At 65.5% G+C, this 20,710-nt stretch carries 21 protein-coding genes; 14 read left to right on the forward strand and 7 right to left on the reverse strand.

Annotated features, from left to right (window positions below; all coding sequences use genetic code 11):
* Positions 1 to 9: 9 nt before the first annotated feature.
* The 4 genes from napA (at position 10) to A7X65_RS35280 (ending at position 5,030) form a co-directional block, all read left to right on the forward strand.
* Entirely contained in the window at positions 10 to 2,523 is a 2,514-nt protein-coding gene (gene napA, locus A7X65_RS35265) for a nitrate reductase catalytic subunit NapA (protein WP_063694006.1), read from the forward strand.
* The gene (locus A7X65_RS35270) at positions 2,520 to 2,990 is read left to right on the forward strand and encodes a nitrate reductase cytochrome c-type subunit (protein WP_063694007.1); all 471 of its coding nucleotides are present in this window, start codon (positions 2,520 to 2,522) and stop codon (positions 2,988 to 2,990) included. Before napA ends, A7X65_RS35270 begins: the two co-directional genes overlap by 4 nt.
* Positions 2,987 to 3,652: a NapC/NirT family cytochrome c gene (locus tag A7X65_RS35275; protein ID WP_063694008.1), complete on the forward strand. Its 666-nt coding sequence runs from the start codon at positions 2,987 to 2,989 to the stop codon at positions 3,650 to 3,652. The genes A7X65_RS35270 and A7X65_RS35275 overlap by 4 nt, the downstream gene beginning before the upstream one ends.
* A 262-nt stretch (positions 3,653 to 3,914) precedes the next feature.
* Entirely contained in the window at positions 3,915 to 5,030 is a 1,116-nt protein-coding gene (locus tag A7X65_RS35280) for an ATP-dependent DNA helicase (RefSeq protein ID WP_063694009.1), read from the forward strand.
* Positions 5,031 to 5,175: 145 nt separating this feature from the next.
* On the opposite strand, the gene A7X65_RS35285 is transcribed toward A7X65_RS35280, so the two are convergent.
* Positions 5,176 to 6,858, reverse strand: coding sequence for a caspase family protein (locus A7X65_RS35285; RefSeq protein WP_063694010.1), 1,683 nt, complete (start codon positions 6,856 to 6,858; stop codon positions 5,176 to 5,178).
* Positions 6,859 to 7,109: 251 nt separating this feature from the next.
* Here A7X65_RS35285 and msrA point away from each other — a divergent pair, with 251 nt between their 5' ends.
* From msrA to A7X65_RS35305, 4 genes are all read left to right on the forward strand, one after another.
* Positions 7,110 to 7,814 (forward strand): peptide-methionine (S)-S-oxide reductase MsrA, encoded by a 705-nt coding sequence (gene msrA / locus A7X65_RS35290; protein WP_063694011.1) that lies wholly within the window; start codon positions 7,110 to 7,112, stop codon positions 7,812 to 7,814.
* A gap of 32 nt (positions 7,815 to 7,846) precedes the next feature.
* Positions 7,847 to 8,266 (forward strand): peptide-methionine (R)-S-oxide reductase MsrB, encoded by a 420-nt coding sequence (gene msrB / locus A7X65_RS35295; RefSeq protein ID WP_063694012.1) that lies wholly within the window; start codon positions 7,847 to 7,849, stop codon positions 8,264 to 8,266.
* Positions 8,267 to 8,374: 108 nt separating this feature from the next.
* Positions 8,375 to 8,539 (forward strand): DUF3309 family protein, encoded by a 165-nt coding sequence (locus A7X65_RS35300; RefSeq protein ID WP_063694296.1) that lies wholly within the window; start codon positions 8,375 to 8,377, stop codon positions 8,537 to 8,539.
* Positions 8,540 to 8,750: 211 nt separating this feature from the next.
* Positions 8,751 to 9,044 carry a hypothetical protein gene (locus A7X65_RS35305; protein ID WP_014492502.1) on the forward strand — a complete coding sequence of 98 codons (294 nt, stop codon included), beginning with the start codon at positions 8,751 to 8,753 and terminating at the stop codon, positions 9,042 to 9,044.
* A 194-nt stretch (positions 9,045 to 9,238) separates the two neighbouring features.
* Here A7X65_RS35305 and A7X65_RS35310 read toward each other — a convergent pair whose 3' ends face one another.
* Entirely contained in the window at positions 9,239 to 9,784 is a 546-nt protein-coding gene (locus A7X65_RS35310) for a DUF4112 domain-containing protein (protein ID WP_063694013.1), read from the reverse strand.
* Positions 9,785 to 9,845: 61 nt separating this feature from the next.
* Positions 9,846 to 10,271: a DUF5413 family protein gene (locus A7X65_RS35315; protein ID WP_063694014.1), complete on the reverse strand. Its 426-nt coding sequence runs from the start codon at positions 10,269 to 10,271 to the stop codon at positions 9,846 to 9,848.
* A gap of 144 nt (positions 10,272 to 10,415) precedes the next feature.
* Between A7X65_RS35315 and A7X65_RS35320 the strand changes: the two genes are divergently transcribed.
* From A7X65_RS35320 to A7X65_RS35330, 3 genes are all read left to right on the forward strand, one after another.
* A complete protein-coding gene (locus tag A7X65_RS35320; RefSeq protein ID WP_063694297.1) occupies positions 10,416 to 10,658 on the forward strand; it encodes a hypothetical protein in 243 nt (80 codons plus the stop codon).
* A gap of 35 nt (positions 10,659 to 10,693) precedes the next feature.
* Positions 10,694 to 10,924, forward strand: coding sequence for a hypothetical protein (locus A7X65_RS35325; RefSeq protein ID WP_063694015.1), 231 nt, complete (start codon positions 10,694 to 10,696; stop codon positions 10,922 to 10,924).
* A 254-nt stretch (positions 10,925 to 11,178) separates the two neighbouring features.
* Positions 11,179 to 11,451: a hypothetical protein gene (locus A7X65_RS35330; protein WP_347336398.1), complete on the forward strand. Its 273-nt coding sequence runs from the start codon at positions 11,179 to 11,181 to the stop codon at positions 11,449 to 11,451.
* Positions 11,452 to 11,607: 156 nt separating this feature from the next.
* Here the strand turns inward: A7X65_RS35330 and A7X65_RS35335 are convergent, their stop codons facing one another.
* On the reverse strand, positions 11,608 to 13,239 hold the full coding sequence (locus A7X65_RS35335) for a hypothetical protein (RefSeq protein WP_063694016.1): 1,632 nt from the start codon (positions 13,237 to 13,239) through the stop codon (positions 11,608 to 11,610).
* 37 nt (positions 13,240 to 13,276) lie between these two features.
* Positions 13,277 to 14,569 (reverse strand): adenylosuccinate synthase, encoded by a 1,293-nt coding sequence (locus A7X65_RS35340; RefSeq protein WP_063694017.1) that lies wholly within the window; start codon positions 14,567 to 14,569, stop codon positions 13,277 to 13,279.
* Between the two features lie 424 nt (positions 14,570 to 14,993).
* On the opposite strand from A7X65_RS35340, the gene A7X65_RS35345 reads away from it, so the two are divergent.
* The gene (locus A7X65_RS35345; protein ID WP_063694018.1) at positions 14,994 to 15,926 is read left to right on the forward strand and encodes a DMT family transporter; all 933 of its coding nucleotides are present in this window, start codon (positions 14,994 to 14,996) and stop codon (positions 15,924 to 15,926) included.
* 4 nt (positions 15,927 to 15,930) lie between these two features.
* On the opposite strand, the gene A7X65_RS35350 is transcribed toward A7X65_RS35345, so the two are convergent.
* A complete protein-coding gene (locus A7X65_RS35350; protein ID WP_063694019.1) occupies positions 15,931 to 16,626 on the reverse strand; it encodes a tetratricopeptide repeat protein in 696 nt (231 codons plus the stop codon).
* A gap of 169 nt (positions 16,627 to 16,795) precedes the next feature.
* On the opposite strand from A7X65_RS35350, the gene A7X65_RS35355 reads away from it, so the two are divergent.
* Both A7X65_RS35355 and A7X65_RS35360 read left to right on the forward strand, forming a co-directional pair.
* On the forward strand, positions 16,796 to 17,731 hold the full coding sequence (locus A7X65_RS35355; RefSeq protein ID WP_063694020.1) for a DMT family transporter: 936 nt from the start codon (positions 16,796 to 16,798) through the stop codon (positions 17,729 to 17,731).
* A 96-nt stretch (positions 17,732 to 17,827) separates the two neighbouring features.
* Positions 17,828 to 18,805 carry a Bug family tripartite tricarboxylate transporter substrate binding protein gene (locus A7X65_RS35360; RefSeq protein ID WP_063694021.1) on the forward strand — a complete coding sequence of 326 codons (978 nt, stop codon included), beginning with the start codon at positions 17,828 to 17,830 and terminating at the stop codon, positions 18,803 to 18,805.
* 203 nt (positions 18,806 to 19,008) lie between these two features.
* Here A7X65_RS35360 and A7X65_RS35365 read toward each other — a convergent pair whose 3' ends face one another.
* On the reverse strand, positions 19,009 to 20,691 hold the full coding sequence (locus A7X65_RS35365; RefSeq protein ID WP_063694022.1) for a methyl-accepting chemotaxis protein: 1,683 nt from the start codon (positions 20,689 to 20,691) through the stop codon (positions 19,009 to 19,011).
* Positions 20,692 to 20,710 lie beyond the last annotated feature (19 nt).

Genomic DNA, 20,710 nt, shown 5'->3' on the forward strand with positions numbered 1-20,710 from the left:
AGAGCCATCATGACATCGCCGAAGCTCGACCGCCGTCAGATGCTGAAACTCGAGGCCGCCGCGATCGCCGCGGCCGCCGCCGGCCTCCCGGCCCCGGCGCTCGCCGCCAACCTCGCCGCCGAGCGCGAGGTGAGCGAAATGAAATGGGACAAGGCCGCCTGCCGCTTCTGCGGCACCGGCTGCTCCGTGATGGTCGCGACCAAGGACAACCGCGTCGTCGCCACCCATGGCGACATCAAGGCCGAGGTCAATCGCGGCCTCAACTGCGTCAAGGGCTACTTCCTGTCCAAGATCATGTACGGCCACGATCGCCTGACGCAGCCGATGCTGCGCAAGACCAACGGCAAGTACGACAAGAACGGCGACTTCGCGCCCGTGTCCTGGACCGAAGCCTTCGACATCATGGAGCTGAAGTGGAAGGAGGCGATCAAGAAGCGCGGGCCGAACGGCGTCGCCATGTTCGGCTCCGGCCAGTGGACGATCTGGGAAGGCTATGCGGCCTCGAAGCTGTTCAAGGCCGGCTTCCGCACCAACAACATCGACCCCAATGCACGGCACTGCATGGCCTCGGCCGTTGCCGGCATGATGCGCACCTTCGGCATCGACGAGCCGGCCGGCTGCTATGACGACATCGAGGCCACCGACGCCTTCGTGCTGTGGGGCTCCAACATGGCGGAGATGCACCCCATCCTGTGGACGCGCCTCGCCGACCGCCGGCTGTCCGCGCCGCATGTCCGCGTCGCCGTGCTCTCGACCTTCGAGCATCGCTCGTTCGACCTCGCCGACATCGGCATGGTGTTCAAGCCGCAGACCGATCTCTACATCCTCAACGCCATCGCCAACCACATCGTCAAGACGGGCCGCGTCAACAAGGACTTCGTTGCCGCGCACACCATCTTCAGGCGCGGCCAGACCGACATCGGTTATGGCCTGCGGCCCGAGCATCCGCTGCAGAAGAAGGCGACCGGCGCGGCCAAGGCCAACGACTCCACCGACATGAGCTACGACGAATACGTCAAGTTCGTCTCGGAGTACACGCTGGAGAAGGCGGCCGAGATGTCCGGCGTGCCGCTGAACCGGCTGGAGGCACTGGCCGAGCTCTATGCGGATCCGAAGACAAAAGTCGTCTCGTTCTGGACTATGGGCTTCAACCAGCACACCCGCGGCGTCTGGTGCAACAACCTCGTCTATAACATCCACCTTCTGACCGGAAAGATCTCCGCGCCCGGCAACAGCCCGTTCTCGCTGACCGGCCAGCCTTCGGCCTGCGGCACCGCGCGCGAGGTCGGCACCTTCTCGCACCGCCTGCCCGCCGACATGGTCGTGACCAACAAGGCGCATCGCGACAAGACCGAGCAGATCTGGCAGCTGCCCGAAGGCACCATTCCCGACAAGAACGGCGCACACGCCGTGCTGCAAAGCCGGATGCTGAAGGACGGCCTGATCAACGCCTATTGGGTGCAGGTCAACAACAACCTCCAGGCCGGTCCCAACGCCAACGAGGAGACCTATCCGGGCTTCCGCAACCCCGACAATTTCATCGTGGTCTCGGACGCCTATCCCTCGGTGACGGCGCTCGCGGCCGATTTGATCCTGCCGACGGCGATGTGGGTCGAGAAGGAAGGCGCCTACGGCAATGCCGAGCGGCGCACTCAGTTCTGGCACCAGCTCGTCTCCGCGCCGGGCGAATCGAAGTCCGATCTCTGGCAGTTGATGGAATTCTCCAAGCGCTTCAAGATCGAGGAGGTCTGGCCCGAGGAACTGATCGCCAAGAAGCCCGAGGTGCGCGGCAAGACACTGTTCGACGTGCTCTACAAGAACGGCCAGGTCGACAAATTCCCTGTCAGCGACATCGAGCCCGGCTACGCCAACGATGAATCCAAGGCGTTCGGCTTCTACGTCCACAAGGGCCTGTTCGAGGAATATGCCCAGTTCGGCCGCGGCCATGGCCACGACCTCGCGCCGTTCGACACCTATCACCGCGAGCGCGGCCTGCGGTGGCCGGTCGTCAACGGCCAGGAGACCAAGTGGCGCTTCCGCGAGGGCAGCGACCCCTACGTCAAGCAGGGCACCGACGTGCAGTTCTACGGCTATCCCGACGGCAAGGCGCGCATCTTCGCCCTGCCCTTCGAGCCGGCGGCGGAATCGCCCGACAATGAATATCCGTTCTGGCTCTCGACCGGCCGCGTGCTGGAGCACTGGCATTCCGGCACCATGACGCGCCGCGTGCCCGAGCTCTACAAGGCATTCCCCGAAGCCGTCTGCTTCATGCATCCCGACGATGCGTCGGAGGCGAAGCTCCGGCGCGGCGACGAGGTCAAAGTGGTCTCGCGCCGCGGCTTCATCCGCGCCCGCGTCGAGACGCGCGGCCGCGACCGGCCGCCGCGCGGTCTCGTCTTCGTGCCGTGGTTCGACGAATCCAAGCTGATCAACAAGGTGACGCTGGACGCCACCGATCCGATCTCGCTGCAAACCGACTTCAAGAAATGCGCCGTGCGCATCGAGCGGGTGAACCTGTCATGATGAAACGATTTGGTATCGCCCTGCTCGCGGTCGCGATTGCCGCCGGCACGGGCTCGCTGACCGCACAGACGGTGTCCTCGGGGCTGCGCGGCCCGGCGCCGCTCAACGACGAGGGGCCGGCGCCGCCGATGCTGCCCAACCGCAACACCTCCGAGAAGGAGGTGCGCAACTATCCGGAGCAGCCGCCCGTCATTCCGCACACGATCGACGGCTATCAGATCGACCTCAACGGCAACAAGTGCCTGTCGTGCCATGCGCGGGCGCGGACCGCGGAATCGCAGGCGCCGATGGTGTCGATCACGCATTTCATGGATCGCGACGGCCAGTTCCTGGCGTCGATCTCGCCGCGCCGCTTCTTCTGCACCGAATGCCACGTGCCGCAGAACACGGCCAATCCGCCCGTCAGCAACGATTTCACCGACATCGACACGCTGCTGTCGCGTGCAAGCCCCGGTGGCCGGCGATGACGACGACTGCTGACGAGCCCAAGGACAAGCTGGAGCAGAAGCAGGAAACCAAGCGCAGCTTCCTCGCGCGCTGCTGGGACTTCGCGCGCGAGCTCTGGCAGGTGCTGATCCGGCCGAGTTCGGTGTTCGGGCTTGGCGTGCTGGTGCTGGCGGGCTTCATGGCCGGCGTGATCTTCTGGGGCGGCTTCAACACCGCGCTGGAACTGACCAACACCGAGAAGTTCTGCACCGGCTGCCACGAGATGAAGGACAACGTCTTCGCCGAGCTGAAGTCGACCATCCACTTCACCAACCGTTCCGGCGTGCGCGCGACCTGCCCGGACTGCCACGTGCCGCACAACTGGACCGACAAGATCGCGCGCAAGATGCAGGCCTCCAAGGAAGTCTGGGGCAAGATCTTCGGCACGATCGACACCCGGGAGAAGTTCCTCGATCACCGGCTCGAGCTTGCCGCGCATGAATGGGCGCGCTTCAAGGCCAATGATTCCCTGGAATGCCGCAACTGCCACAGCGCCGATTCCATGGACATCACCAAGCAATCGCCGCGGGCCTCGGTGGCGCACCAGCGCTTCCTGTTCACCAAGGAAAAGACCTGCATCGACTGCCACAAGGGCATCGCCCACCACCTGCCCGATATGCGCGGCGTTCCCGGCTGGCAGTAGGGTGATCGCATCTAACTCGGCGGTTCGGCTCCCAAAGCCTCCACAGCGTCATGGCCGGGCTTGTCCCGGCCATCCACGCTTGGCCACGCCGCACTGAGAACGTGGATGCCCGGGACAAGCCCGGGCAAGACGACCTCTTGCGCTGGGCCATCTAGGATTGCCTGCTAATAGTAGGAGCAGCCTCCGCGCTTGAACCCCCGGGGCGAATGGTTAGTTTTGGGGGCACGGCGAATCGCCTCGGCTCGCCCTTCTCAAGACAGACATGGCCACCTTCACCCCGCATCAGGATGCTGCGCTCAAGGCCGTCGGCGATTGGCTCAAGGCCAAGCCGGGCCGTAACGGCACGCCGCCGATTTTCCGCCTGTTCGGCTTCGCCGGCACCGGCAAGACCACGCTGGCGCGCCATATCGCCGAGGGCGTGGACGGCGAGGTGAAATTCGCCGCCTTCACCGGCAAGGCGGCCCTGGTCATGCGCAACAAGGGTTGCGACGAGGCCTCCACCATCCATTCGCTGATCTACCGCGCCCGCGAATCCGGCGAGGAGCAGCCGAGCTTCGAATTGTGGGACGACGCGCCGGCCTCCAAGGCGAAGCTGATCGTGATCGACGAGTGCTCGATGGTCGATGCCGAGCTCGGCCGCGACCTGATGTCGTTCGACTGTCCGCTGCTGGTGCTGGGCGATCCCGCGCAGCTGCCGCCGATCCAGGGCGGCGGCTTCTTCACCAATGTCGAGCCCGATGCGATGCTCACCGAAGTGCATCGCCAAGCCCAGGACGATCCGATCGTGCGGATGTCGATGGACGTGCGCGAGGGCCGCGAGCTCGATATCGGCCGCTATGGCGAGAGCGAGGTGGTGTCGCGGAAAGAGCTCGACCCTGACCGCGTCATGGGCGCCGACCAGGTGCTGGTCGGCCGCAACAACACCCGCCGCGCCTACAACATGCGGGTGCGCCAGCGCCAGAACATCGAGGACGTCTTTCCGGTCGCCGGCGACAAGCTGGTGTGCCTGCGCAACAACCGCAAGAAGGGCCTGTTCAACGGCGGCCTGTGGCGCGTGAAGTCGCGCAACACCTCGCGCTCGAAATCGCGCATCCTGTCCATGCGGCTGTCACCGGACGAGGACTTCGGGCACAAGATCACGAAGGTGTCGGTCCGCGCCGACTGCTTCGAGGGCGGCGTCGAGCAGATCGCCTGGGAGCAGCGCAAGCCCTATGACGAGTTCGACTACGGCTACGTGCTGACCGTGCACAAGTCGCAGGGCTCGCAATGGGACGACGTCGTGCTGTTCGACGAGAGCTTTGCGTTTCAGGATTCGCGGGCACGATGGCTGTACACGGGCATCACGCGCGCGGCGAAAAGGTTGAGTATCGTGGTTTAGGCCACCGCTGCCGTAGGGTGGGCAAAGCGAAGCGTGCCCACGCGCTTGATGGCTTATGGAAAGAGATCGTGGGCACGGCGCGTTGCGCCTTTGCCCACCCTACGGCACCGCGAATGAGGCGCCGATATCGCGTCTCACGCAGCCGTCACTTCCCCGCCACGAAGTAAAAATCCTCGCGGCCCGGCGGCGAGCCGTAGGTGAAGGGCTGCTGCTCGTGCTTCGTCGCGGCCCAGACATCGTCGCGGACGATGTCGAACAGCTTGCGGATCTCGACCTTCGGCTCCTTGATCTCGCGGGCGAGCGCGGTGGCGAACGGGCTGTTGGCGGCGCCGTCGCCGTCCATCGCGGTCTCGCCGTGCTTGGCGGCGTAGACCACCATGAAGCCGGCGCCGGGCTCGATGTTGGAAAAACCCTTGTCGACGAGCTTCAGCGACAGCGTGTGCTGCATGGTCGGCGCGAACGGGTTGTCGCGGCAGGCATCCAGCACCACGAGCCGCATCTTTCGCGCGGCGCCGACCGCGGCGATGACCTGCTCCAGGGCGACCGCCTGGCTCTCGGCGTCCTTGTCGGCGGCGAGCTTGGCATCGACGGGGACGAGGTAGTTCACGCCGCCGATCTCGAAGCCGTGGCCGGCGTAATAGACCACGGCCCAGTCGGCCTTCTCGGCTTCCTCCGCGAAGGCCTTCAGCGCGTCGAAGAACTTGTCGCGGGTGAGATCGCTGACGGAGATCACGGTCTGGAAGCCGACGTCCTTCAGCACGCTCGCGATCAATTTCGAGTCGCGTGGCGGATTGGGCAGAGCGTGGACGTTCTTGTAGGCGCCGTTGCCGATCACCAGCGCGACGCGGCGCCCGCTCATCGCGGCCGGCGCCTGCGGCGTCAGCGCGGCGAGACGCTCCTGCGCGATGGCGCGGGCACGCGCCACGTCGGGGTCGTCGAACTTGGTCAGCGAGTAGGCGGCGGCGCGGTAGTCGGCACGCGCCTGGGCGAGATCCTTCTTGCGCTCGTAGATCTGGCCGCGGCCGGAATGGGCGCGGATATTGTTCGGATTGATCTCGATCGCCGTGTTGTAGTCCTTCAGCGCGGCGTCGTAGTCGCCTTTCATCATGCTCACGTCGGCGCGATTGTTGATCGCGAAGACGTTGCGAGGCTGCTTCTGGATCAGACCGTTGCAGTCGGCAAAGGCCTGCTCGTACTTGCCCATCATGCCGAAGGTGACGCAGCGGTTGCCGGCGATCTGCGGTGCGGCCGGATCGATCTTCTCGGCTTCCGCAAAGTCGGCGATCGCGCCGTTGTAATCCTTCATCGCCGTGCGCACGCGGGCGCGATTGGTCCAGGCGAGCAGGAATTTCGGCGTGTACTTGATCGACAGGTTGAAATCGTCGAGCGCGCTCTGCAGCGCGCCCCTGCGGGCATGGATGACGCCGCGATTGTTGTAGGGCACGCCGTAGGTCGGCCGCTTCTGCAGCGCAAGGTTGTAGTCGGCCATCGCGAGGTCTTCCTTGCCCGAGCGCTCGTAGGCGAGGCCGCGCAGGTTGAGCGCGATGACGTAGTCCGGATCGAGGTCGACCGACATGGACAGGGTCTCGATGGCGCGGACGTAGTCGCGCTTGTTGATCAAGGTGTTGCCGCGGACCGACAGCGCGATGGCCTTGTCCTTGCCGCTCACGCGATCGGCGTTGAGCAGATTGTCGCAGGCCGGTGCACGGGCCTGCATGTCCGTCTGGCGGTCGCGGCAGACGGCGAGATCGTCGCTGACTTGATCTGCCGAGGCGATCGCGACGGCCGCGATCAGGGTGACGAGGGTCAGGGAAACGACGCGCAGCATGTTGTCAGGTCAGCTCCAGCCACCACTTCTTTGGGTCGATCGTCGATCTCACTGGTTCATCTAGCGCGGAGTTCCGCATCCCGCCAAGCCGCATGTCGCAGGGCCGCCGCTTTCACAGACTCGTGTCCGTCACGGCGTAACAACGGGCATCAGTGGCCGTATCTCAGATGACCGAAAATGCGGCCGGGCAGGCTGTTCGCCCGGTGCCAACCGACCTAGACTGTCGCAACCTTCCGAAAAGAGGCTCCGCCATGCGTCGTCCTGCCCTCCTGACCCTGCTCGCCGCCACCGCCGCCGCGACCCTGGCCTTTGCCATGCCGTCGCAGGCCGCCGAGGACGCGGTGATGCTTCCCGCTCCAGCCGTGGACGCAGCGCCCGCCAGCGGCATCCAGACCGCGGTGGTCGCCGGCGGCTGTTTCTGGGGTGTGCAGGGCGTCTTCCAGCACACCGCCGGCGTCGTCAACGCGGTCTCCGGCTATGCCGGCGGCACCAAGGCGACCGCCGACTACCAGACCGTCTCGGGCGGCCGGACCGGCCACGCGGAGTCGGTCGAGATCAAGTACGACCCGAAGAAGATCTCCTACGGCAAGATCCTGCAGATCTACTTCTCCGTGGTGCACGACCCGACCCAGCTCAACCGCCAGGGCCCCGACGTCGGCACGCAATATCGCTCGGCGATCTTCACCACCTCCGACGAGCAGAAGAAGGTCGCGGATGCCTATATCGCCCAGCTCAACGGCGCCAAGGTGTTCGGCAAGCCGATCGTGACCAAGGTCGGCGCGCTGGAGGCGTTCTATCCGGCGGAGGCCTACCACCAGGATTATCTGACGCTGCACCCGAACCAGCCCTACATCGCCTATAACGACCTGCCGAAGGTCGAGAACCTGAAAAAGCTGTTCGCGGATAACTACATTGAGAAGCCGACGCTGGTGAATGCCAGCAAGGCCACCAACTGATCACGACATTCATTCGAAGAAGCGGGAGACCCATGCCCGACACCAAGACGAAAACCACAGACGACAAGGTCATCAAGAGCGAAGAGCAGTGGCGCAAGGAGCTCTCGCCAATGCAGTACGCGGTGCTGCGCGAGAAGGCGACCGAGCGTCCCTTCACGGGCGAATATGAGCACGACCACCGTGCCGGCACCTATGTCTGCGCCGGCTGCGGCAACGTGCTGTTCGAGTCCGACGCCAAGTTCGATTCCGGCTGCGGCTGGCCGAGTTTCACTGCTCCCGCGGTCGAGAGCCATATCGACGAGGAGCACGACGCGAGCCACGGCATGATCCGCACCGAGGTGCTCTGCTCCAAATGCAGCGGCCATCTCGGCCACGTTTTCCCCGACGGCCCCGGGCCGACCGGCCTGCGCTACTGCATCAACTCGGCGGCGCTGAAGCTCGAGCCTAAATAAACCCTGCGGGAGATCGGGTTCCTTCATGGAACCCGATCGCCCGATGTGCTTTTCTTCCCTGGCGGTGCGGCCGATCACCGCATTTCGGCGGCCGCCAGGGAGGATGCCATGACGCTTGGGACCATCCTGATCATCCTGGTGATCATCTATCTCGTCGGCGGCCTGTCGGGCCGGTTCGGCGGTTACGGCTATGGCCTCGGCCATTCCGGCATGGGCATCGGAGGGGTCGTGCTGGTGGTGCTGGTCGTGCTGCTGCTTCTTGGCAAAGTGTAAACCATATAAGCCATTGAATTAACTTGGTTTATAGCCCTTGCGGGGCTGCCATGCGCGGATTCATCATCTCCCATCGCAGGGGTCGCATTTCTGTCAAATCGGCCTATATTAGAGGGCGAAAATGATGTGCGGCGGGCCGACCCGATCGTGGCCCCTGCCTTCCCAAACCCCACGCGCTTAAAGCCCCAGAGAGATCACGAGGTCTTTGACCATGCGTCCACTGCGTCCGTTCAACTTCAACACTTCCGCCGAGCTCTTCCCCGCTGCCATCCGCAAGAAGAAGCGTGCGGGCTTCACCTATCGCCGGTTCGGCACTGCGGCTGAAGCCGTGCAGTTCGCGATGGAGCAGTTGCCGACGGATTCGCTGAACGGCGCCTATCTCCAGGTCGAGGAAGCGCGCTTCGACCAGAACGGCATCCGCTCGCTCTACGAGAGCGAAGCCTTCCCGCTGCCCCGCCGTCCCCGGCCGGCGCCTGCCGCCGAGACCGACGCCGACGCGGCGTAAGTTTTCGCAAAGCCCGATGTGCGCGGAAAGCGCGATGGCCGAACGGCCGTCGCGCTTTTTGCGTTTCTGGTCCTTGCATGCTTCCACGGCGTCATGGCCGGGCTTGTCCCGGCCATCCACGCCTTGAGCAGCGGCACGAAGAACGTGGATGCCCTGGACAAGCCCGGGCATGACGACCGGAAAAGAGCGCGCAGCTACATCCGCGGCTGCTTGTCGAGCCAGCGGCGGAGCAGGCGGACGTTGCGCATGTTGGCGCGGAACATGACGTCGAAGGCATCGCCGACGAACGGCACGATACCGACCACGCCGTCGACCGCGACATTGCCGAGCATGCGCGCGGTGATGTACCAGGGCGCCCCCAATGCGCGTGCCTCGCGCACCAGCCACAGCGAAATGGCTGTGGTGATGATGTCGCCGATGACGGGGATCAGCCCGATCAGGCCGTCGATCCCGTAGCGGATGTTGGTGCCGGGCAGGATGAAGGCGACGTCGAGCAGCTTGGCGATCGCCTCGAGCCGCGCGATGCGCTGCTCGCGCGTCAGATTGCCGAACGGGTTACCGGCGAACGGATTGTCCTTGCCGAATTCGAAGCGAAATTCGCGAAAGCCCTGGTCGAGCGTCTCCGGGCGGATCTCGTGTCCTTCCTGGTCGATGATCGGCCCGCGCGCCTCGGCGGTGCGCGAACGGCTCCCGGAACGGGATTTGGGGGGCACAAGGATATCGTCGTCGGACATGGTCATAGCCTGAGGAAAACGCGCCAGCGCGGCGGAGGTTGCTGCACCGCGCCTGAAGGCCGCACGTTCAGGTCGGGGCGGCCGCGGATTGCGGCTCCTCGACATATCTATGTACGATCCACGAGGAAATCACCGACGGCACGAAGCCGACCATGCCGTACAGGATGAACTGCACCACGCCCGAATCCGGCCCGCGCGAGCTGTAGGTCAGCGAGGCCAGCACGAAGGCGAACAGGCCGACGAGGAGCATCCGCAATCCGGGTCCGATCCGGCGGACATGGATCAGGATATCGTCGACCGCGCCGATCATCAGCGAGGGCAGGAAGCCGAACAGATAGCTGTATTGCAGGGTCTTGAAGAACACGACGAACAGCTTGCCGACCTCGCCGAGACTGGTCTGGGCCCAATAGCCGGACTGGTAGGTCGTCGTCAGCAGCAGCAGGAACCCGCCGACGAACGGGCCGACCAGCGCAAACACCAGATAGCGTTTCATCAAATACCCTCACACATCGGCCCTATTATAGCAGCGCCGCGGGAACCTTGAACAGCGGCGCGCCAGCCTCCTCGAAGGGGAACAAGTGGTAAGGCGACGAGTTCAGACAGGACCTGAATCATCCCTGTTGGATTGGAGCCGCCGATGTCCCGCAAACTTCTCCTGGCGACGATCACGCTGATCACCCTGAGCGGCCTGGCGGGCGTGCCCGCTTTCGCCCAGGGGCACATGGGCACACAGCAGGAGCAGAACGCCTGCTCGCGCGATGCATCGCGCCTCTGCCGCAAGGAACTCGGCAATGACGGCGCAGTGCAGAGCTGCCTGCAGGCCAACCGAGCCAAGCTGTCGAAATCATGCAGCAAGGTGTTCGCCAGCCACGGCATGTGAGGATCGGCGACGCCCTGTGAACGGAGAGTGAAGCCATGTTGCGCGACGAACAACTCTCGATCCTCAGGGACATCAGCCAGTCCATCGCCTTCGCCGACGACCGGCAGGGCAAGGTCGGTGAGCTGATCGCCGACGGCTACGTGATGAAGGACGGCGACCTGTTCGAGCTCACCGCAAAGGGCGTCACCGCGGTGGAAGAACATGCCGCTTCGCTCGGCGCGAGCGAGGCGAAACAGGAAAGCGTATCCTCCGATCGTCTGATCTGATCGCGTGCATCTCGTTTGCTGCGTGACGTGCGCGCAACAATTGCGAATTCCTTTGCGATGACCATTGCAGCTCCGTGACAATGGCGCATACTTCGCTCGGGCGGCGCAGCACTTTCGATTCGACATCGTAATCGAGCGACCACATGCGGGATCGAGATCCCGGCGTGAAGGCTGTGACATGCGGCAGATCAAGCCGCGTGCGGCGCCCCAAAACCAAGCGGCTCAAGCCCAGGGAACTCGGGGACCCATCCTTCATGACACGCCATCAGACCATCGCTTCGCTCTTCGCCTTCTCCGCCTGCCTCGCCCTCCAGACATCGCCCGGCCTCGCCTTCTCGTCCGAAGCGCAGCAGATGTGCTCCGCCGACGCGATGCGGCTGTGCTCCAGTGAGATTCCCGACATCCCGCGCATCACCGCCTGCATGGTCCGCAACAAGTCGCAGGTCAGCCCCGGCTGCCGCGCCGTGATGGACCGCGAGCACGCCGCCGCGGCGGCATCGCGCAAGCGGGAAGCGGCGGCGCAGTAAGCGAGCGGTGCCTGCGGCCATCCTTCGAGACGCCCGCCCAAAGGCAGGCCCTCAGGATGAGGTCTCGTTTCGCGGCGAGATGTCAGATCCTCATGGTGAGGAGCCCGCCAAGGCGGGCGTCTCGAACCATGCAGGCCGAAGTTTCTCGGAGTAGCCCTAGTCGCCCCACTGCGCGAAAGCGTCGTTGAAGGCGCGCTCGCCGGGGGCCCCCTTCTCAATGGCGATAATGGCGCGGCGCTGGTTGGCGTAGACCAGCGGCACGTCGAACCACGAGCGCTCCTTCAGGAGCTGGACGTTGCGGGTACGATCGGCATCGACGTTGGAGAGGCCGACCAGGAAGAAGCCGTCGGTGACCTTCACCGCGAGGCCTGCGAGCGGGGTGCCGCGCGCCTGCTCGTTCGACTTCATCAGGATGCCCGGCACGTTGGAGACGCTGCCGCCCGGGAAATCCGGCGGCAGGATGAAGGTCAGTTCCGCGGTGTGGCTCGCCGGCAGCGACGAGTCGGTATTGCGGCGAAACGACATCGTCATCTTGAACTTGCGGTCGGGGATCTCGATGTCGGCGCGCACGGCGACGTCGGGCTTCTGGTTGCCCGTGGCCTTGATCGGCTCGAGCCGCCACACCACAGAGCCGACATACTGCTTGCCCTTCGGATCGGACGGATCCTCGTCATAGAGCACGACCTTCTGCGCCACCGGCGCGACCGGCTGGTCGCTGGCCGAAGGCTGGCCGACGCGATCCGGAATCTTCGGCTTGCTCTGCGGCTGCGACGGATCCTTCGGCGCCTCCACCACCTGGGTCGGCGAGGACTTGAACAGATTGGTGACGGTCTGCACCAGGGGCTTGCCCCAGAGGATGCCGGCGCCGACCAGGATCAGCACGATGCCGATGGCGATCGCGCTCTTGAACGGGAACGCGGAGCCGGAGCGCCTGGGCTTCTTGGCGTCGCGGTCGGCCGAGATGCGGGGACGAGGCGACGGCGGCTGCGGCGCGTAGCGCTCGGCCTCCTCGATCGACTCGTCATAGGAATAGGGCGCCTCGCCCTCGCCGACGCGGTTTTCCAGGCTCGGCTCGAGACGGTCGAATTCCGGCGAGGGCGAAGGCACGTTGGCGTAGGTGCGGCGCGCGGCGCGATTGGCCTGCGCGGCGGCGCCGCCGAGATCGTTGGCATCGGCCGTGATGTCGCGGAAGCCGCGCACGCCCGGGGCCGGCGGCAGCGCCGGCGGAGGTCCGATGTCCGGCGGCCGGCGCCCGCCTGCGCGATCGCGACCGGCCGGCGGAGGCGCGGGCGGCTCCGGCATCGACGGCGGCGCGGGCGGTCCGGGCTGGCGCGGCGCGTCGAAACGCGGTGCGCGCGGCGGACGCTGGGCATCGCCCTGGTCATCGACGTTGAAGGATGGACGGTCGGCCCGCGGCGGTGTCGGGGCCGGCCGGGTGCGTGGCGCACCGGGCTGGGAAGCGGGCTGATTGCCTTCGGCGGCTCGGGTACTGGCCCTGCGGAAGGCATCGCCACTGCCGCTGCCGCCGCTGCGGCCGCCGCCACCCCCACCGGGGCGCGAGGCGTCGCGGGCGCGCTGGGCGGCTTCCGATTCGACCTTGCGGACGGCCTCTTCCAGCGACAGCCGCTCGCGGGTGATCTCGGATTCGGAGAGCGGCGGCTGCACGCTGCGCAGCTGCGCGATCAGGGCCGTGCGCGCCCGCTCATAGAGCGCGCGACGGCTTTCGCCGGGAGCATTGGGGTCCAGGGCGGCAATAGCGCGGGCGATCAGCGGATAGTAATCAGCCATTTCTACTCAACTATACGCGCGTCCCGGTAAGATATCGTTAAGCCTCAAACGGATTTTGCACGAGGATAGTATCTTCGCGTTCGGGGCTGGTGGAAAGCAGCGCCACCGGGCACCCCACCAATTCCTCGATCCGGCGGACATATTTGATGGCCTGGGCGGGCAGGTCGGCCCAGGACCGGGCACTGGCGGTCGGCTCCTTCCAGCCCTCGATGGTCTCGTAGATCGGCTCGACCCGGGCCTGGGCGCCCTCGCCGGCCGGGAAATGGTCGATCTCCTTGCCGTCGAGCTTGTAGCCGGTGCAGACCTCGATCGAATCGAAGCCGTCGAGGATGTCGAGCTTGGTCAGCGCGAGGCCGTTGATGCCGCAGGTGCGGACCGCCTGGCGGACCAGCACGGCGTCGAACCAGCCGCAGCGGCGGGGACGGCCGGTGTTGGTGCCGAACTCGCGGCCACGCTCGCCGATCTTGCGGCCGGTCTCGTTGTCCTGCTCGGTCGGGAACGGGCCCTGGCCGACGCGGGTCGTGTAGGCCTTGCACAGGCCGAGCACGTAGCCGACCGCGCCCGGTCCGAGGCCGGCGCCGGTCGCGGCCTGCGCCGCCACCGTGTTGGACGAGGTGACGTAGGGGTAGGTGCCGTGATCGACGTCGAGCAGCGCGCCCTGCGCACCCTCGAACAGCATGCGCTTGCCTTCGCGGCGCTTGATGTCGAGCAGCCGCCACACCGTCTCGGCATAAGGCAGCAGCTGCGGCGCCAGCGCGCTCAGCTCCTTCAGGATCTCCTTGCCGTCGAACTCGGGCAGATTGAGTCCGCGGCGCAGCGCGTTGTGGTGCGCCAGCAGCCGGTCGATCTTGTGCGGGAGGGTGTCGAGGTCGGCGAGGTCCATCAGACGGATGGCGCGGCGGCCGACCTTGTCCTCATAGGCCGGGCCGATGCCGCGGCGTGTGGTGCCGATCGCGGTGGCCGCGTTGGAGGACTCGCGCAGCGCATCGAGCTCGCGGTGCAGCGGCAGGATCAGCGTGACGTTCTCGGCGACGCGCAGATTGTCCGGCGAAACCGCAACGCCCTGCGAGCGCAGCTTGGTGACCTCGTCGAGGAAGGCGGCGGGATCGAACACCACGCCGTTGCCGATCACCGACAGCTTGCCCTCGCGCAGCACGCCGGATGGCAGCAGCGCGAGCTTGTAGGTCTTGCCGTTGATCACCAGCGTATGGCCGGCGTTATGGCCGCCCTGGAAGCGGACGACGATGTCCGCTTGCTCCGACAACCAGTCGACGATCTTGCCCTTCCCTTCGTCGCCCCACTGGGCGCCGACGACGACAACGTTGGCCATTCGCGGGTAATCCCTGTTCAATCTGTCTCTAGGAGGCACGATCCTCGCGGAAAACCGGTGTCCACTTTTCCGGGATCATGCCTGGTGCCCAGCCCAATCCGCGGCTCAGGACCGCTCGCACGCAAGGCAGCCAACCGGATAAAGGAAGCAGCCCTTCTAGGCAAGCAAGAACGGGGCTTTTTCGAGGTCCAAAGGCCTACCCAAGCCTTTGATATCCCCTTAAAATCCTGCAACCTTTGGGCTTGGTGCCGGGCCTTCGACCAAAGCCTGAGAAGCCGCCTCCCCGCTGCATGGTCGCGATGCATCCGCCCCCCGTTGATGCAACCGCGATTTCCGTGTCTTTGGGCGTGGCCGGGCTGTCAGCCGGCCCGGGCATCGCCGGGCGGGTCGCCCCGGCGCATGATGCGGGGCCATAACAAGCACAATGTCCGCCACCGGCCAGACCACGAGCGCCGAAACATCCGGTCACAACTGGGTCGCCAACCAGCCTTACCTGCTGCTCAGCATCACCGCGCTGTGCTGGGCCGGCAATGCCATCGTCGGGCGGCTTGCCGCCGGCCACATCCCGCCGGTGACGCTGTCGTTCCTGCGCTGGACCTTCGCCTTCCTGCTGGTGCTGCCGTTCGCCTGGAAGCATCTGGTGCGGGACTGGCCCGCGATCCGCGGACGGCTCGGCCTGATGATCACGCTCTCGATCACCGGCATCGGCGCCTTCAACACGCTGCAATACTGGGCGCTGGAGCACACGCAGGCCCTCAACACGCTGCTGCTGCAGTCGGCCGCGCCGCTGGTCGTGGCGCTGTGGTCGCTGGCCATCCTCGGCGTCCGCCTCACGGCGGCACAGGCGTTCGGCGTGCTGCTGTCGATGTGCGGCGTGCTGACGATCCTGCTGCATGGCGATTTCACCACGCTGTCGAACATCGAGTTCAACAAGGGCGACCTCATCTTCATCGTCGCGCTGATCATCTTCGCGCTGTATTCGGTGCTGTCCCTGAAGCGACCGCCGATGCATGGCCTGTCGTTCCTCGCCTTCACCTTCGGTGCCGGCGCCGCCTGCCTCATTCCGCTGGAGATCTGGGAATTATCGGCGCGTCCCGTCATGAAGCTCGACGGGCCCAATTTGCTCACGCTGTTCTATGTCGCGGTGTTCCCCTCGACGCTCGCCTATCTCTGCTTCAATCGCGGCGTGCGCCTGATCGGCGCCAACCGCGCCGCGCCGTTCTTCCACGTAGTGCCGGTGTTCGGCTCGATCATGGCGATGGTGTTCCTGGGCGAGCACCCGCAGGCGTTCCATTTCATCGGATTCGCGCTGGTGCTGTCGGGCGTGTTCGTGGCGTCGAGGAAGCAGACGGCCTAGTTCGCTACTTCCTGGCGGTCTTCAACAGCTCTTCCGCGGCACCGAGACCGCTCTTGGCCTTGAGCGTCAGCGCGGTTGGTTGCGCGCTCCATCCGGCAACGAGCCTCTCCGCCTTCTCGAGCTCCGGCCTGGACAACATGGACGCCATCTCGTTCACGTTCTTCGCCGGTGCCAGTTTCGACAGCTTGAAATACGCATACGACATCGACAGATCGCGCGGCGTGCCTTTGCCTGCGGAATACGACATGGACAGGCTATAGAGGGCCCTGGGATATCCCTGATCCCCGGCCATCTTCCACCATTTCAGCGCCTCCTCCGGATTTCCCTGCCGGTCATAGAGGTTGGCGACATCGTGCTGGGCCAGCGCATAGCCGGCCCTGGCGGCGACGAGCTTGTATTTCAGGGCTTCGCCGGAGTCGGACGCGACGACGCCCGCTCCTTGCCCGTCGTAATAGCAACCGAGCTTGTAGGCGCCGAGAGGGTCGTTGGATGCCGTGGCCTTTTGAAACCACGCGAATGCCTGCTTCGGATCCTGCTCGGTGCCGATGCCGTTATTGTGCATCATGCCGACATGGTACTGCGCCTCTGCATGGCCCGTGTTGGCCAGGGCCACCATCGCCTTGAAGGTGTCCGCGTCGCTGGCATGGGCCGGCGCCGAAAAGACCAAGATACCTGCAAAAGCCAAGGCGATGAATTTCACGTCAATCCTCCCATCGGGGCGGTTCATTGCCCGGGCCGTCGTGCAAGGCCTGCTGCGTCCAACATATTAGCCGCCGAAGCCGCCATCTTGGTTCATCGCGCATTGTAGCATTGCGACCGCGTGACTTGTGCCGCGACGGCAATCCGGCGCAAGTTCGTATCCGACGCCAATGACGACCGCTTCGCCCGCGCCAAAAGCCAATAATCCGGCCAGTTGGCTCAACAATCAGCCTTATCTGCTGCTCAGCCTGAGCTCGCTGTTCTGGGCCGGCAACATCGTGCTCGCGCGCCATGTCGGCGCGCATGTGCCGCCGCTGACGGTGACCACGATCCGCTGGTTCGGCGTGTTCCTGATCCTGCTGCCGTTCTCCTGGCCGCACCTGAAGCACGACTGGCCGGCGCTGCGCCGGAGCCTGCCCCTGATGCTGTTCCTGTCGCTGGTGGGCTTCGCCTTCAACAACGCGATCTCGTACTGGGCACTGCAATACACGGAAGCGCTGAACGCGCTGCTGATCCAGTCGGCGGGTCCCCTGTTCGTGGCGCTGTGGTCGCTGGTGCTGTTCGGCGTGCGGCTGACGGGGGGACAGCTCGCCGGCATCGCGATCTCGCTGCTCGGCGTGCTCATCATCATCCTGCGCGGCGATCTCGCCGCGCTCGCCGGCATCAGCTTCAACAGGGGCGATCTCATGTTCGCCTCCTCGCTGGTGGCGTTCGGGATCTACTCCGCCTTCATCCCGCGCCGGCCGAAAGTGCATCAGCTCTCTTTTCTCTCCTTCACCACCTGCTGTGGCGCGCTGATGCTGCTGCCCACCGCGATCTGGGAAGCCATGAACGGCAACGTCATGCATTTCGATGCGCTGACGCTGGCGACGCTGGGCTACATCCTGATCTTCCCCTCGACGCTGGCCTATCTGTTCTTCAATCGCGGCGTGGCGCTGATCGGCCCGAACCGGGCGGCGCCGTTCTTCCATCTGGTGCCGGTGTTCGGCTCGGCGATGGCGATCGTCCTGCTCGGCGAGAAGCTGCAGCCGTTCCACCTGATCGGCTACGCGCTGGTGCTCGCCGGCGTCGTGATCGCCTCGCGGCAGGGCTCGGCGGTGAAGTAATTCCGCCGTGCGGACGCATGCGCGCGCCTGCCGCCTTCCTGTTTCGGTCTGGACAAGCTAGGTTCCCCGCCAACGAAAAAGAGGGAACGACCAGACATGCTTTCAGCGTTGATTTCGAACCTGCGCACCATCGGCGCGGCCGCGCTCTGCCTCGCCGCCGCGACCGCCGCCCAGGCCGACACCTACCCCAGCCGCAACATCACGCTGGTGCTGCCGTTCGCGGCCGGCAGCGGCACCGACACCACGACGCGGCTGATCTCGCAGCATCTGTCGCAGGCGCTCGGCGTCGCCATCGTGATCGAGAACAAGGCTGGCGCCAACGGCATGCTCGCCGCGACCTACGTCGCGAAGGCGGCCCCGGACGGCTACACGCTGCTGGTGACGACCAACACCACGCATTCGGCCAATCCCTATCTGCTCAAGAATCTCACTTACGATCCGGTCAAGGATTTCACCCCGATCGCGCGCACCGGCGACCTGCCCTTCATGCTGGTCGTCAATCCTGAAGTCCCCGCCAAGACCGTCGGCGAGCTCGTCGCCTACGGCAAGGCCAATCCGGGCAAGCTGAGCTACGCCTCGGGCTCGTCCTCGGCGATCGTGTCGGGCGCGACCTTCGCGCACAATGCCGGGCTCGATCTCCTGCACGTGCCCTACAAGAGCTCGCCGCCGGCGCTCAACGACGTCATGGGCGGCCGCGTCTCGATGATGTTCGTGGACATCCTGACCGGGCTGCCGCACGTCCAGGGCAACGCGCTGCGCTCGCTCGCCGTCACCACCAAGGACCGCTCGCCGCTGGTGCCGAACCTGCCCTCGATGCAGGAGGCCGGCGTGCCCGATTTCGACATCTCGTCGTGGCAGGGCTATTTCGGCCCCGCCGGCATGCCGAAGGAGATCGTGACGCGGCTCAACGCCGAGATCCGCAAGATCGTCGAGAAGCCCGAGATCAAGGCCCAGCTGGCGACGCTCGGCATGGACGCGTTTTCCGGCACGCCGGAGGATCTCGGCAAGTTCGTGAACGAGCAGCTCGTGTTGTGGGAGAAGCTGATCACCAACGCGAAGATCGAGAAGCAGTAGGACGCATGTCCCGGACGCGCTGCGGCACGCAGTGACGCTGCGCTGCGTCCGGGGCACGAGATCTGGGCCGCGCTTCTCCGTCATGGCCGGGCTTGTCCCGGCCATCCACGAATATCTGCGATTGCAGCTGCCAAGAACGTGGATGCCCGGGACAAGCCCGGGCATGACGTCGTAGTCGATAGCGGTGACCGTGCGTCTCGGCTTTACGCCGCGCGCACCTTGGCGAGGAAGCCGTCCACCGCGTTGCGCAGCGCGCCGGACTGGCTGTCCAGCTCGCGGGCGTTGGTCAGCACTTCGCCGGCCGCACTGCCGGTCGCTTCCGCGGCCGAGGTGACGCTGCCGATATTGGCGTTGATCTCGCTCGATCCGGCCGCGACCGACTGGATGTTGCGAGCGATCTCGCGCGTCGCTTCGCCCTGCTGCTCGATCGAGGCGGAAATGCCGGCCGTGATCTCGCTCATCTCGGCGATGGTCTGGGTGATGCCGCCGATCGCGGCGACCGCATCGCTGGTCGAGGTCTGCATCGCCGCGACCTGGGCGGAGATTTCCTCGGTCGCCTTGGCGGTCTGGTTGGCCAGCGCCTTGACCTCGGAGGCGACGACGGCGAAGCCGCGGCCGGACTCGCCGGCCCGCGCCGCCTCGATGGTGGCGTTGAGCGCGAGCAGATTGGTCTGCGCCGCGATCGAGTGAATGAGCTTGACCACCTCGCCGATCTTCTCGGCGCCGGTGGAGAGCTCCTGCACCGTGGCGTTGGTGCGTTCGGCGTCGCTGACCGCCCGGCTCGCGACTTCGGTCGAGCGCGTGACCTGGCGGGAGATTTCCGCAACCGAACTCGACAACTCTTCGGCGGCGGCGGCGACGGTGCCGACATTGCCGGAGGCCTTCTGCGAGGCGGCACCGACGGTCGCCGCACGCGAGGAGGCATCGCTCGCGGTCGCGGTCATCGACTGCGCCGTGGTCTGCATGCCGGCCGCGGCCGAGGAGACCGAGCGGACGATGCCGTTGACGCTGCGCTCGAAGTCGTTGGCGATCGCTTCCATCGCAGTGCGACGTTCCGTCGCGGCGCGATCCTTGGCGTCGGCCTCGCTCTTCTCGATCTCGCGGATGCGGACCGCATTGTCCTTGAAGATCTGGACGGTCGAAGCCATCGCACCGATCTCGTCGCCGCGGCCGACGCCGGGGATGTCACCATCGAGCTTGCCGTCGGCGAGATCCTTCATGCGGGCGCCGAGCAGCGCCAGCGGACGGCTGATGCTGCGGCCGATCATCCAGGCGACGCTGCCGGCGACGATGACGATGCCGAGCATGGCAAGGCCGAGCAGCCAGTAGACCGGCCCCATCTTGGCGTCGATGTCGCTGAGATAGGCGCCGGTGCCGAGATACATGTCGAAACCGGGGACCGCGACGGCGTAGCCGATCTTGCTGATCGGCGTCTCCTGGCCGGGCTTCACGTAATCATAATAGAGCAGGATCGAGCCGTTGGCCTTGACGCCTTCCATCAGCTCGATGGACAGCTTGCGGCCGTTGGTCACGACGTCCATGCGGTTGGTGCCGATCTGCTTCGGATCGGGCGCGAGCTGCGTGATGCCGTCATAGGACGTGCCGAACAGATAGCCCGAGCCGTTGTCGTAGGTCATCGCGTTGCCGTAGCGGCGAAGCTCGGCCATCGCCGCGTCCTTCGTCAGCTCGCCGGCATCGACGCGCTTCTTCAGCGCGGCCGCGTAGTTGCGGCCGAGATCGACAATCGACTTGGTCTGGTCGATGCGCGCATTCACCATCTCGCGCTTCATCAGATAGCCGGCGAGAACTCCGGAGATGCAGAGGCCGAACAGGGTGACGCCGACAAGGATGCCAAGCTTGGGCGCGATCTTCAGGTTGCTCAACACGGGATGGCTCCGGAAAAAA

The organism is Bradyrhizobium stylosanthis, from assembly GCF_001641335.1.
Taxonomy (GTDB): domain Bacteria; phylum Pseudomonadota; class Alphaproteobacteria; order Rhizobiales; family Xanthobacteraceae; genus Bradyrhizobium; species Bradyrhizobium stylosanthis.